General features: G+C 64.0%; 12 protein-coding genes. 5 read left to right on the top strand and 7 right to left on the bottom strand.

Translation table 11 applies throughout. The features are described from left to right. Window positions 1–138: 138 nt before the first annotated feature. From M2320_RS06455 to M2320_RS06440, 4 genes are all read left to right on the top strand, one after another. Window positions 139–510, top strand: coding sequence for a helix-turn-helix domain-containing protein (locus M2320_RS06455; protein ID WP_264596574.1), 372 nt, complete (start codon window positions 139–141; stop codon window positions 508–510). Window positions 511–630: 120 nt separating this feature from the next. Then, entirely contained in the window at window positions 631–876 is a 246-nt protein-coding gene (locus M2320_RS06450) for a hypothetical protein (protein ID WP_264596573.1), read from the top strand. A 114-nt stretch (window positions 877–990) separates the two neighbouring features. Next, window positions 991–1,416, top strand: a complete 426-nt coding sequence (locus M2320_RS06445; protein WP_264596572.1) for a four-helix bundle copper-binding protein — start codon at window positions 991–993, stop codon at window positions 1,414–1,416. A 13-nt stretch (window positions 1,417–1,429) separates the two neighbouring features. Then, complete coding sequence (locus tag M2320_RS06440; RefSeq protein ID WP_264596571.1) at window positions 1,430–1,879, top strand: MmcB family DNA repair protein; 450 nt, start codon at window positions 1,430–1,432, stop codon at window positions 1,877–1,879. Window positions 1,880–1,883: 4 nt separating this feature from the next. Here M2320_RS06440 and M2320_RS06435 read toward each other — a convergent pair whose 3' ends face one another. The 7 genes from M2320_RS06435 to M2320_RS06405 all read right to left on the bottom strand — a co-directional run bounded on the left by M2320_RS06435 (window position 1,884) and on the right by M2320_RS06405 (window position 10,921). Continuing rightward, window positions 1,884–2,837, bottom strand: a complete 954-nt coding sequence (locus tag M2320_RS06435) for a phosphate acetyltransferase (protein WP_264596570.1) — start codon at window positions 2,835–2,837, stop codon at window positions 1,884–1,886. Next, window positions 2,800–4,998 (bottom strand): DUF3141 domain-containing protein, encoded by a 2,199-nt coding sequence (locus M2320_RS06430; protein ID WP_264596569.1) that lies wholly within the window; start codon window positions 4,996–4,998, stop codon window positions 2,800–2,802. Before M2320_RS06430 ends, M2320_RS06435 begins: the two co-directional genes overlap by 38 nt. Window positions 4,999–5,029: 31 nt before the next feature. Continuing rightward, entirely contained in the window at window positions 5,030–5,497 is a 468-nt protein-coding gene (locus tag M2320_RS06425; protein WP_264596568.1) for a hypothetical protein, read from the bottom strand. Between the two features lie 27 nt (window positions 5,498–5,524). Continuing rightward, complete coding sequence (locus M2320_RS06420; RefSeq protein WP_264596567.1) at window positions 5,525–8,668, bottom strand: efflux RND transporter permease subunit; 3,144 nt, start codon at window positions 8,666–8,668, stop codon at window positions 5,525–5,527. Window position 8,669: 1 nt separating this feature from the next. Next, entirely contained in the window at window positions 8,670–9,809 is a 1,140-nt protein-coding gene (locus M2320_RS06415; protein ID WP_184428764.1) for an efflux RND transporter periplasmic adaptor subunit, read from the bottom strand. Window positions 9,810–9,859: 50 nt separating this feature from the next. Then, window positions 9,860–10,648 carry an enoyl-ACP reductase FabI gene (gene fabI / locus M2320_RS06410; RefSeq protein ID WP_264596566.1) on the bottom strand — a complete coding sequence of 263 codons (789 nt, stop codon included), beginning with the start codon at window positions 10,646–10,648 and terminating at the stop codon, window positions 9,860–9,862. 93 nt (window positions 10,649–10,741) lie between these two features. Then, a complete protein-coding gene (locus tag M2320_RS06405; protein WP_264596565.1) occupies window positions 10,742–10,921 on the bottom strand; it encodes a hypothetical protein in 180 nt (59 codons plus the stop codon). A gap of 85 nt (window positions 10,922–11,006) precedes the next feature. Between M2320_RS06405 and ppk2 the strand changes: the two genes are divergently transcribed. Further along, window positions 11,007–11,855 carry a polyphosphate kinase 2 gene (gene ppk2 / locus M2320_RS06400; protein WP_264596564.1) on the top strand — a complete coding sequence of 283 codons (849 nt, stop codon included), beginning with the start codon at window positions 11,007–11,009 and terminating at the stop codon, window positions 11,853–11,855. The last annotated feature ends 153 nt before the right edge of the window (window positions 11,856–12,008 follow it).

Raw genomic sequence — 12,008 nt, 5'->3', positions numbered from 1 at the left:
AGGTGAACTTCTGGGGGAAAATGAAAAGTCTGGATCTGCCGAGAGGAGGCGTCGTCGAAACGCTCGCATCCCGTCGCGTTGTTCTTTCGCCCGGCAGTGAAATTTCGGCTTTCCCGCGGACAATTGAGAGTAACCATAATGTCTGACGTCAATCCCATTGATAAACATGTCGGGGCTCGACTACGGGCCTTGCGCGAGGCGCGCGGGTTTTCGCCGGAGGAATTGGTTCGCCCCACCAACCTCAGCATTGACCGGCTCGAGCGCCTGGAAAGCGGACGGGAGCGCATCAGCGTCGACGACATGCGCAAGCTCTGCGAGGTGCTCGGCGCCACGCCGGGGGATTTTTTCCGGGGCCTCAACGACGAGCGCGGCATTCGCGGGCCCATCGGCGGCGACTTGTCGGTCGAGGAGGAGGGCCGCGTGCTGCTTTCCGATTTTCGCGCCATTGGCGACGCCCGCAAGCGCCGGATGATCCTGATGATCGCCGCCGCTTTCGCCCGGGAAAAGTGAGTGCGCAGGCGACTGGGGTGCGAAAAGCGGCGCTTCGATCAACTTTTATTGAATTTCTGAAATCCGCGTTCGTCGCTATGAGTCAGGGTGTCGCCAACGGCGCGAATTTTGGGGTGGACCATGGCGGTGGCGTTTGAAACCAGCAATCTCGATGTCGCCTTGACCAAGGCCGAGGCGGGCTTTGACGTCACTTATACCGGCCCGCATCACGGGGTGTTCCGGTTCGAGAGCGTGAGGCGCAAGGCGCTGCGCGCCCGTGACAAGATCGCCCGCGCCCGTGCTGAAACTTTTGAAACTGCGCTTGAACGCCTGGTCCAGGACGCTCGGCGCGAGAGCGGTCGTTCCCTGGACGCGTTCCAGCCCTAACGCCTCGAAACGCTCGCTCGAAAAACCCTCCGCTCCCGACGGAGGGTTTTTTCTTTTTCGGGCGCAGAGAGAGGGGATATAATGGTTGCGCTGGCCCTCACAGGGAGAAAAGACATGGAACGCCGGGAATTCATGGCCGCCTTTGGCGCCGCCGCCGTCCTCGCCGCCGCGGATCAGGCCATGGCGCAGACCGAGCACGGCATGCACCCGCCGAAATTCAAGGAATTGCAGGACGCCTGCGGCCATTGCGTCGCCACCGCCAATGATTGCCTGCGTCATTGCATCGGCATGCTGGCGATGAAGGACTATTCCATGACCGGCTGCATCAACACGGCCTATCAGGTCGTCGCCGCCTGCGGCGCCCTCCAGGCGCTGGCGGCGGTGAATTCGGCGCAGGTCCCGGCCTTCGCAAAGGCGACGGCGGACGTCTGCGCCGCCTGCCAGAAGGAATGCGAGAAATTCCCCGACAGCCCCGAATGCAAGGCTTGCGCGCTGTCGTGCAAGACCTGCGGGGAGGCGTGCCGGAAGATCGCGGCCTGAAGGCGGGGCTGAATTGACGTCGCGCCCGGCGACCACTGCGGCGGTGACGCGGGGCGCGCAAAGAATGTTGCGGTCGGCGGGCCTGACCAGCCTGACCGAAGTGTCCCTGCCGAGCGGCCGCCGGGCCGACCTGATGGCCTTGGGCGGCGATGGCGAAATCTGGATCGTCGAGATCAAGTCCTCGCCCGAGGATTTGCGGACGGACCACAAATGGTCGGACTATCGCGCCCATTGCGACAGGCTGTTCTTTGCAGTGGACGGCGCCATGCCGATTGACCTCATGCCCGCCGACGCCGGGCTGATCGTGGCCGACGCTTTTGGCGGCGCGATTTTGCGCGATGCGCCCCTCCACCGGCTGGCCGGGTCGACGCGGCGCAGTCTGCTGCTGCGCTTCGCGCGCATCGGCGCGGACCGGCTTCACGTGATCAACGATCCCGAGGCCGGCGCGGGCTTGCTGTTCTGAACCCTCACACGGGCGCGACGGCGGCGCTGGCGCGCCGCGCCGCCGCCACTAGCGCCGCGACGGCGCAGGAGGCGTAGCGCGTCACCAGCGAGTCGGCGCGGCTGGTCAGAATGATCGGCACGCGCGCGCCGAGCACGATGCCCGCGCAATCCGCCCCTGCCAGGAACGACAGGCTTTTCGCCAGCATATTGCCGGCCTCGAGGTCGGGAACCACCAGAATATTGGCGCGGCCGGCGACCGGCGACACGATTTTCTTCACGCTGGCCGCCTCCAGGCTGATCGCATTGTCGAGCGCCAGCGGCCCGTCGAGCACGCCGCCGACAATCTGGCCACGATCGGCCATCTTGCACAGGGCGGCCGCGTCGATGGTCGAGGGAACCTTGGGATTGACCGTCTCCATCGCCGAGAGGATGGCGACGCGCGGTTCTTCCGCGCCAAGCGCTAAGGCGAGATCGATGGCGTTCTGGACGATGTCGACCTTCTCCTCCAGCGTCGGCGCGATATTGACCGCGGCATCGGTGATGATCAGCGGATGGGCGTGGCCCGGCACGTCCATCACAAAACAATGGCTGATCCGACGCGCGGTGCGCAGGCCGGCGGCGCGCGAGACCACGGCGCCCATCAGTTCGTCAGTGTGCAGGCTGCCTTTCATCAGCGCTTCCGCCTCGCCCTTGCGCACCACCTCGACCGCCTTGTCGGCGGACTCGTGGCTGTGCTCGGCGTCGACGATGCGGAAGCCGGAAATGTCGAGCCTCTGGTCGGCCGCAATGTCGCGGATGCGAGCCTGCGGCCCCACCAGAATGGGATGGATCAATTTCATGCGGGCGGCTTCCACCGCGCCTTCCAGCGAAACCGCATCGCAGGGGTGGGCGACGGCGACAGTCACCGGTCCCGCCTTCACCGCGCGCTCGATGAGATGCTTATATTTTTCGTGCCCTTGGGCTTGAACCGCCTCCATGATCCACCTCCCCAGCCGTCTTGCGCGGAACCCCGAACAGTCCCCGGATTTCGTCGATCCGGTTCTCGGCTTCCGGCGTCAGCGCGCCCTTGGCGCTCACCACATCTTCGATGATCAGGACGACCGTCCGGCGGCGCGAGGGATCGTCCGGGATCATCGCCGGAATGGCGGCGAGCGCCCGCGCCGTGTCCGCCCGCAGCAGCGTCGACTGGCGCCGCACGATGGATTTCAGCTGCGACCCGGACACGCGCTCGTTCTGCGGCGCGGCGGCGCGAATCTGCTCGATGGCGTTGAACTGCCGCTCATCGACGCCGGCGCCCCACATCACGTAAATGAGCGCCCGCAAGCCTGCTTCCAGCAGCCCGCCGCGGCCCATGTCGGCCTCAAGCTCGGCGGCTGTCTCGGCGCGCTCCAGGGCGCCATAGGCGTGCCGCGCCACCTTGGCCTGGTCCGAGTTCAAGCCCACCGCGGCCTGCAGGCCCGGCGATCCATAGGTCGAATGGAACAGGGCTTCCGTCCAGGCCTCGCGCGCGCTGGCGAAGGCCTGAAGGCCGGTGACGATCCACGAGGACATGATCCGCTCGCAGGCGAGGAACGGATTGTCCGGCGACACGGGATGGCGGTGGCCGTCGGCGCGGATGTCCTCGGCGAGTTGCGCGACCGGCGCCATCAACGGATTGGCGTCGGAAAAGGCTTTGAAGGACACCCGGTTCGGATGCATGTCGCGCAGGAAGGCGGCGGTTTCCGGCGTGATCATCGTCTTCACCGCCGGGCTGACGAAGGTCCTGTAAAAACCCTGGTTGATTTCCGACAGGCGCGCGACCGTCTCGAACTTGCGCGTATCCGCCGCGTCATTGCAGCCGAGCGCTTTGATATCGTCGAGCGTGCGCGGCGCGATCTTGGCGACAAATTTGCCTTTCACCAGCTCCGGATTGCTCGTCTGCGCATCCAAGGCCGACAACTCCAGCTCGTACAAACCCGGCGGCATCGCGTCGATCATGTTCATGTTGAGCGCGAATTCCTCGTGCTCCTTGGTCGCCACCGAACCCGCGACGAAAATGCCGAGATGGCCGATGCTCTGGTGCAGGCAATAGAGGATGGTCTGGCCGTTCTCGACGATCTGCTCGACGTTTTCGTAGAGGTCGAGCACCCAGTCGAGCGCCTGCTGCGGCGGGGTGATGTCGTCGCCGAACGAACAGAAGACGACTATGGGCGAGCGGATTTTTCGAAGATCGACGCGCTGGCCGTCGCTCATGATCGTCCGGCCGGTCGCGAGCCGGTTGCCCACAAAAAGTTCGTCGACGATGAACTGCATCTCCTCGGCATTGAGGATGATCGGCACGCCCCACCATTTCTCAAAGCTGAGGAAGCGCTCCGCCTCGGTGTCGACCTTGGCGTAGACGTTATAGGACTTGCTCCAGAACGTGTTCGCCGGATTGTTGGATTCGAAATTGGCGATCAGCGCGGCGCCGTCGAATTTGCCGGCGCCGAGATCTCCGGCCAGCGACGTCATCCAGGAGCCGCCGCACAGGCCGCCGAGATAGCGCATCGGATTTTTTCCGCGCACGCCCGCCCAATAGGACAAGGGCGTCCCCGCCAGCACGATCGGGCCGGGCAGTTCGGGATGGAGCGCCGCCATGATCATGATCTGCCAGCCCGCCTGGCAATTGCCGATCAGCGCCGGCTTGCCGTCGGCGTCGGCATGCAGGTCGGAGACAATCTTCACAAAATGCGCTTCCGCGCGGCAAACGTCCTCAACCGTCTGGCCTGGCATGGGATCGGGCAAAAAGCCGACGAAATAGCAGGAATGGCCCGCCTTCATGGCGACGCCGATCTCGCTGTCGTGTTTCATCCCGCCAATGCCGGGGCCGTGGCCGGCGCGCGGGTCGAAGACGATGAACGGCCGCTTTTTCGGGTCGATCGCCACGCCCTTCGGCGGGGTGATGCGCGTCAGAGCGTAGTTGACGGGTTTTTCCAGCTGGCGTCCGTCGCAGACCACCTCGGCCTTGAAGGTCAGGACGTGGGGCGCAATGCGCTTGGTCTGCTCTTCGTAGATGTTGCCGCGCTGGCGGAGGATGTCGAGAAACAGCACGGAGCGCTCGAAGGCGTCGCGCATGTAGTCGAACCAGGGATTAAAATTTTCGGGTTTCGCTTCGGACATGGACGCCTCCACAGGACGGGGCTGGGACCGCCTACCAGGTCAGATACATGCCGATGTCGCCCGGCAGGCCGTTCGGCCATTCGACGATCATCACTTCCAATTTGTAGCCAAGCGGCTGCAGCTTGTCTTTCCAGGTCAGATAGGCCTGGCGCGGAAGCCCTTGCAGCGTCTCCGGCCAGCCCGCCTCGCCCTGGTTGATGGCGCGTCCGTGATCCGTGCAGAGTTCGCTCGGGAAACGGCCGATCATGATCCGGTCGGCGCCGGTCGCCGCGACCGTCTTGAGCCGCATGAGAAAGGCGCGCAGCGTCGCCTCGTCGATGGGCGCGTCGGATTTGAGATGCCGCAGCAGCTCCTGCTGCTTCTCATACGCCTTGTTATAGGCCGCCAGCGACTGCTTCGCCCGGGCCATTTCGACTTCGGCGACATAGTGCTTGAGCGCCTCGACCGACATCAGCAGGTCGTCTTCGGCGGCGGGAACGGCGGTCGGTTTGTCGGACATGGTCCTCTCCTGTTCTTATCTTTTGTCTCAGGCGGCCGGGGTCTTGACCTCCTCGGCGGGCCGCGCGCCCGGCCGCAGTTTCTCGCGTATGGACTGGAAGAAGACATAGAGCGGCGGGATGGCGAAAATGCCGAGGAAGGACGCCAGCAGCATGCCGCCGAACACCGGCGTGCCGACGTTTCGGCGCGCGAGCTGCGACGCGCCGACCGCCACCACCAGCGGATAGAGGCCGAGGATGAAGGCGAAGGAGGTCATCATCACCGGGCGGAACCGGTCGCGCGCGCCAAGCTCGGCGGCGCGAAGTAGAGCCATGCCCCCCTCGCGCTTCTCCTTGGCGAATTCGACGATGAGAATGCCGTTCTTCGCCGCGAGGCCGATCAGCACGACCATGCCGATCTGGGCGTAGAGATCGAGCGTCAGCCCGCCCATGACAATGCCGAGATAGGAGCCGAGCATGCCCACCGTAACCGACAGCAGGACCGGCACGGGGATCGTCCAGCTTTCGTAAAGCGCCACCAGGAACAGATAGGCAAACAGGATGGCGAAACCCAGGATCATCGCGGTCTTGCCTTCGGCGCGCTTTTCCTGGAAGGCGGTGTCGGTCCATTCCCCGGCGAAACCCGCCGGCAGGGTTTTGGCGGCGACCTGCTCCATCGCCGCCAGCGCCTCGCCCGAGGAATGGCCCGGCGAGGGGCCGCCCTGGATGGTGACGGCGCGGCGGTTGTTGTAGCGGATCAGCGCCGGCGGCCCGACGACGACCTTGACTTCGACCAGGCTGCGCAGCGGGATCATCTGCCCCGAGGCGCTGCGGACATTGATCCGATAGATATCGTCGACGCTGGCGCGGTCGGCGGCCTCCGCCTGCACCTGCACCTGCCAGGTGCGGCCGAACAAATTGGTGTTGTTGACGAAATAGCCGCCGAGCGACGCTTGCAGCGACTGGAAGATCGTGTCGAGCGGCACGCCCAGCACCTGCGCCTTGTCGCGGTCGATGTCGAGATAGATCGACGGATTGGTCGCGGAAAAGGTGCTGAACACGGCGCTGAGGGTGGGGTCCTGGTTGGCGGCGACGACCAATCCGCGCAGCACCTGCGCCAGGGTCTTGGGGTCGCCCGCCTGCAGGTCCTGCAGCACATAGGTGAAGCCGCCGCCCGTTCCCAGGCCGATGATCGGCGGCGGCGCCAGCCCAACGACCGCGCCTTCGCGGATCTGCACGAATTTCTGGCTGAGGCGCGCGATGATCTCCTTGGCCGATTGTCCCGCGCCCTGGCGTTCTTCAAACGGTTTGAGCGTGACGACGATGAAGGCCGAACTCGCCTGCGAATAGCCGTCGATGAAGTTGAGCCCGACCACCGAGGTGTAATCGGCGATCGCCTCCTCTTCCTTCAAATAGTTTTCCGCTTGCGCGACCACGCCCGCCGTGCGGCCGACCGAGGCGCCGCCCGGCAATTGCGCGACGACGAAGAAGGCGCCCTGGTCGTCCTCCGGCAGAAAACCGGTCGGCGTGATTTTCGACAAAGCAGTGACGCCGACGCCCGACAAAACGACGAATAGCAGGCCGATGGAGGAGAAGCGCACGAGCTTTGCCGTCGCGTCGCCGTAGCGGTCGCGGGTCCAGTCGATGGCGTTCATCACCCGGCCCATAATGCCGCGCCGGCCATGGCTGCGTTTTAAAAGAACGCCGCAGAGCGCCGGCGAAAGGGTCAGCGCGTTGATCGCCGACAGCACCATGGCGACGGCGACGGTGACGGCGAATTGCCGGAACAATTCGCCCGATATGCCGGGAATGAAGGCGACAGGCACGAACACCGACAGCAGCACCAGGGTGATGCCGATGATCGGCGCGGTGATTTCCGCCATGGCCTTTTTTGTCGCTTCCGCGGGCGTGAGGTCCGGATGCTCCTCCATCACGCGCTCGACATTCTCGACCACGACAATGGCGTCGTCGACGACAATGCCGATGGCGAGCACGACCGCGAGCAGCGACACGGTGTTGGCGGAATAGCCGATCGCCTTGAGCACGATGAAGGCGCCGATCAGGCTGACCGGCACGGCGAACATCGGGATCAGCGTGGCGCGCAGGCTGCCGAGGAACAGGAAGACCACCAGGACGACCAGGACGAACGCCTCGATCAGCGTCTTCTTCACCTCATGGATCGTGTCGGTGACGAAGACGGTGGGATCGTAGGTGACCTTCCAGGCGAGGTCCTCGGGGAAGCGATCTTGCAACCCCGTCATGAGTTTTCGAATCGCGCCCAGCGCCTCGATCGCATTGGCGCCGGGCGCCTGGTAGATGGCGATCGCCGCCGCCGGCGAACCGTTGAAGCGTGTTTCGCGGTCGAGATTGGCGGCGCCGAGTTCGAGGCGCGCCACATCGCCCAGCCGCAGGATCGAGCCGTCCGAATTGGTGCGGATGACGATATTCTCGAATTCGGGGATTGTGGTCAGGCGGCCCTTGGTCGAGATGTTGAGCTGCAATTGCTGGTCGTTGGAGATCGGACGCGTGCCGATGCGCCCCACGGCGGCTTGCAGGTTCTGGCTTTGGATCGCGTTGATGACGTCGCCGGTGGTCAGGTTGAGGCCGGTCAGCCGGTCCGTCTTCACCCAGGCGCGGATGGCGTAATCCTGCGGCCCCCAGAGCGAGGCGTCGCCCACGCCGGGCGTGCTCTTGATCTGGTCGAGCATGTTGATGGTGACATAGTTCGACAGGAACAGCGCGTCATGGGTGTTGTGCGGCGAGTAAACCGAAATCACGCCCAGCAGCGCCGAGGACTTGTTCTTGACCGTCACGCCCTGCTTCTGCACCTCCGGCGGAAGCTGCGCGAGGGCGATCTGCACGCGGTTGTTGACGTTCACCGCATTGATGTCGGGGTCGGTTCCCAGTTCGAAGGAACAGATCAGCGTGTAGCTGCCGTCGTCGCCGCTGACGCTCTTCATATAGATCATCTTGTCGACGCCGACGACCTGCGCCTCGATCGGCTGCGCCACCGTCGACTCGACCACCCCGCCATTGGCGCCGGGATAGAAGGTGGTGACCTGCACCTGCGGCGGCACGATGTCGGGATATTGCGCGACCGGAATGGTGAGCAGCGCGAGCAGGCCCGCTATAGTGGTGATCAGGGCGATGACGATGGCGAAGCGGGGCCGGTCGACGAAGAGGGACGAAAACATCTCAGTTGGTCCCCATGGCGTTCACGGCCGGTCGCGCGCGCACGGGCGCGCCCGGCCTCACCCCCTGCAGACCATCGACGATGACGAGGTCGCCCGCCTTGAGCCCGTCCTCGACAATGAGACTGTCCTTGAAACCGCCGCCGGTCGTGATGCGCCGGACCTCCGCCTTGTCGTCCTGAACCACGAAGACATACATGCCCTTCTGGTCGGCCAGCAGCGCCGCCTGCGGAACCACCAGTTTCTCCTCGGGCTTGTCGCCCTGCAGCACCACGCGCACGAATTGCCCGTCCACCAGCACGCCGTTCGGGTTGGGGAAGGAGCCGCGCACATTGATCGTGTCGGTGGCCTTGTCGACGCTGACGTCGACGAAATTGAGTTCGCCGTTCTGGTCGTAGAGCGAGCCGTCTGCGAACTTGATCCCCACCTTGAGCTTTTCGCGCGGCGCGCTCGAGCCGTCCCGCCGCATTTTCAAGAATTCGCGTTCGCTGACCGGGAACTTCACATACATCGGATTCTGGCTGACGATCGTGGTCAGCACGCCGCTGTCGGGACCGACCACATTGCCGACGGTCACATTGGTCGCGCCGATCTTGCCGGCGATCGGAGCGGTGATTTCCGTATAGGACAGATTCAGCTTGGCGAGCTCCAGCGCGCCCTCATTGCTGACGATCTGGCCCAGAGCCTGCTGGTCGGCGGCCTGCGCCTGATCGCGGGCCACGGCCGTTCCGGTCTGCTTGGCCAGCAGTTCGTCGGCGCGCTTCAACTGGATGACGCTCAGCTCCTTGGCCGCCTTGCTACGCAACAGCGCGCCTTCGGCCTGCTTCACATCGGCGTCGAACTGGCCCTTCTCGATCCGGTAGAGCGGCGCGCCCTTCTTGATCTCGTCGCCCTCCTTGAACAGCACGGCTTCCAAAAACCCTTTTACGCGCGCACGGACTTCGACCCGTTCGATGGCGCTGACGCGGCCGACGAATTCCACCGCCTGCTCGACCGGGGTCAAGGCGATCTTTGTCACGCCGACCGGGATGGGTTGACCCTGCTGCGCCGATGCGCCCGAGCCCATCAGCAGGGCGACGGCGCACAGGGCGCCGCGCAGCCCGGCAAAGCGCGGGAGCAGGGTGTTCTCGATCCGCTTATCCATCTGTCCACGCCGCTCCTAAAATTCCGCCGGCGCGCGTCGCCGCGCCCGGGTCAGTCAATGATGTGATAGCCGCCGTCGATAAAAATCGTGTCGCCGGTGATGAGTTTTGCCGCGTCGAGCGCGAGGAAGGCCGTGGCCATGCCGACGTCGTCTATGCTGACGAGGCTGCGCGCCGGCGCCTTTTCGCGCGCCTTGTCCAAAAGGTCGTCGAATTCGGGAATGCCGGACGCCGCCCGGGTCGCCAGCGGGCCCGGCGAGATCGCGTTCACGCGAATGCCCTTGGGGCCGAGTTCCGCCGCCATATAGCGCACCGCCGCCTCCAGCGCGGCCTTGGCCACGCCCATGACATTGTAGTTCTCCACCACGGCCTGCGCGCCGTAATAGGACATGGTGAACAAGGCGCCGCCGTTCTTCATCAGCGGCTCCGCGAGATGCGCGGTGCGGATGAACGACCAGCACGACACGTCCAGGGTCGTCAGAAAACCCTGCTTGCCCACATCCACGACGCGGCCGTGCAAAGCGTCTTTCGGCGAGAAGGCGATGGAATGGAGAACAAAATCGAGTTGACCAAAGGTCTTGCCGATCGTGTCGAACACGGCTTCGAGCTGCCCTTCCTGGAGCACGTCGAGCGGCAGCAGCAGGGGCGCCTCGAGCTCCTGCGCCAGGGGCTCGACATATCCTTTGGTCTTCTCGTTGAGATAGGTGATCGCGAGGTCCGCGCCGAACCCGCGAAACGCCTTGGCGCAGCCCCAGGCGATCGACTGGTCGTTGGCGATGCCGATGACGAGCCCCTTCTTGCCGTCAAGGAGCTTTGCGACATCGCGGTAATTGGGAATCATCGCGCTGTCCTTTCCCCCTCCCAGGGTCCAGCAGAACGCCGCCAATCAACATTTACAAGCTAGGACAGCGTGCTCCGCGCGCTTTGATTTGCCTCAACTGTCGAAACGTATTCCGCCCCGCGCTTTCAGGCAAGCCCAAGCATAAAGTAAAAAACTGTCGTGGAAATTCAGCGCCAGAATACTGCTAAGTAACAGAAAATCAATAGAAAAATAGCCATCTTGCTGTCGCGTCCAAGGCTGCGCCGCATGGCCGTTTTGAAAGACCATCGTCATATGGACGCATTTGCGTTGGAGACGATAACATTCGCCCGCCATAGCCACACGTCACCGTCTCGTGGCGACAAAGAGGGAGCCGCTCATGCCCGCGAAGAAGAAAAAGGGCGGACAGGTTCAAATTGCGGAACACGACGCCGCCCAGGACGGAAAACTCAAGAACAAAGCTTACCTGCGCGAACTCGCCCACCTGCACGTCGAGCTGGTCAAGCTGCAGCAATGGGTCGTCCACACCGGCCAAAAAATCTGCATCGTCTTCGAGGGGCGCGACGGCGCCGGCAAGGGCGGCTGCATCAAAGCGATCACCGAGCGCGTCAGCCCGCGCGTGTTCCGCGTCGTCGCGCTGCCCGCGCCGACCGAGCGCGAAAAATCGCAGATGTATGTGCAGCGCTATCTCGCGCATTTCCCCGCCGCCGGCGAAATCGTGATCTTCGACCGCAGTTGGTACAACCGCGCTGGCGTCGAACGCGTCATGGGCTTTTGCACGCAGGCCCAGGTCGAGCGGTTCCTCGAGGTTGCGCCCGGCTTCGAAAGAGCCATGTGCGAATCGGGCATTGTGTTGCTGAAATATTGGCTCGAAGTGAGCGAGGAGGAGCAGGAGCGCCGGCTCCAGTCCCGAATCGGCGACGGTCGCAAGATTTGGAAACTGTCGCCGATGGACGTCAAGTCCTTCAGCCGCTGGTACGATTATTCAAGGGCGCGCGACGACATGTTCCAGGCGACGGATACGCCCTGGGCGCCTTGGCGTGTCTTGCGCTCCGACGACAAGAAGCGCGCGCGGCTGAACCTGATTTCGCATCTGCTGAAACAGTTTCCGTACGAAGATGTGCCCCGCGACAACATCAAGCTGCCGAAACGGCAGGGCCCCGACGGCTATGTCGAGCCCGACTATCCCTACAAATTCGTGCCGGCGCTGAACTGGGGAACGCGCTGAGACCAGAGCGTGGGCGCCGCGGGTCCGATCGTCACAAGAAGGTCACGATCCCGCCAATGTTTTCCGGCGGGATGCGGCGCACTCGCGTGACGCTTGCCGCAGGCGTAAAACGGCGGCTATGAGTCGATCCAAAGCTTGAGCAAAGATTTTTCG

Origin of the sequence: Rhodoblastus acidophilus (assembly GCF_025961575.1) — a bacterium.
Lineage (GTDB): Bacteria > Pseudomonadota > Alphaproteobacteria > Rhizobiales > Beijerinckiaceae > Rhodoblastus > Rhodoblastus acidophilus_C.
This window is presented reverse-complemented; position numbering and strand designations above follow the sequence as displayed.

Coding starts and splice junctions, on each gene's coding strand:
- ppk2 (WP_264596564.1), top strand. CDS start 11,007: ATGCCCGCGAAGAAGAAAAAGGGCGGACAGGTTCAAATTGCGGAACAC.
- M2320_RS06455 (WP_264596574.1), top strand. CDS start 139: ATGTCTGACGTCAATCCCATTGATAAACATGTCGGGGCTCGACTACGG.
- M2320_RS06420 (WP_264596567.1), bottom strand. CDS start 8,668: ATGTTTTCGTCCCTCTTCGTCGACCGGCCCCGCTTCGCCATCGTCATC.
- M2320_RS06430 (WP_264596569.1), bottom strand. CDS start 4,998: ATGTCCGAAGCGAAACCCGAAAATTTTAATCCCTGGTTCGACTACATG.
- fabI (WP_264596566.1), bottom strand. CDS start 10,648: ATGATTCCCAATTACCGCGATGTCGCAAAGCTCCTTGACGGCAAGAAG.
- M2320_RS06445 (WP_264596572.1), top strand. CDS start 991: ATGGAACGCCGGGAATTCATGGCCGCCTTTGGCGCCGCCGCCGTCCTC.
- M2320_RS06405 (WP_264596565.1), bottom strand. CDS start 10,921: ATGACGATGGTCTTTCAAAACGGCCATGCGGCGCAGCCTTGGACGCGA.
- M2320_RS06415 (WP_184428764.1), bottom strand. CDS start 9,809: ATGGATAAGCGGATCGAGAACACCCTGCTCCCGCGCTTTGCCGGGCTG.
- M2320_RS06435 (WP_264596570.1), bottom strand. CDS start 2,837: ATGGAGGCGGTTCAAGCCCAAGGGCACGAAAAATATAAGCATCTCATC.
- M2320_RS06425 (WP_264596568.1), bottom strand. CDS start 5,497: ATGTCCGACAAACCGACCGCCGTTCCCGCCGCCGAAGACGACCTGCTG.
- M2320_RS06450 (WP_264596573.1), top strand. CDS start 631: ATGGCGGTGGCGTTTGAAACCAGCAATCTCGATGTCGCCTTGACCAAG.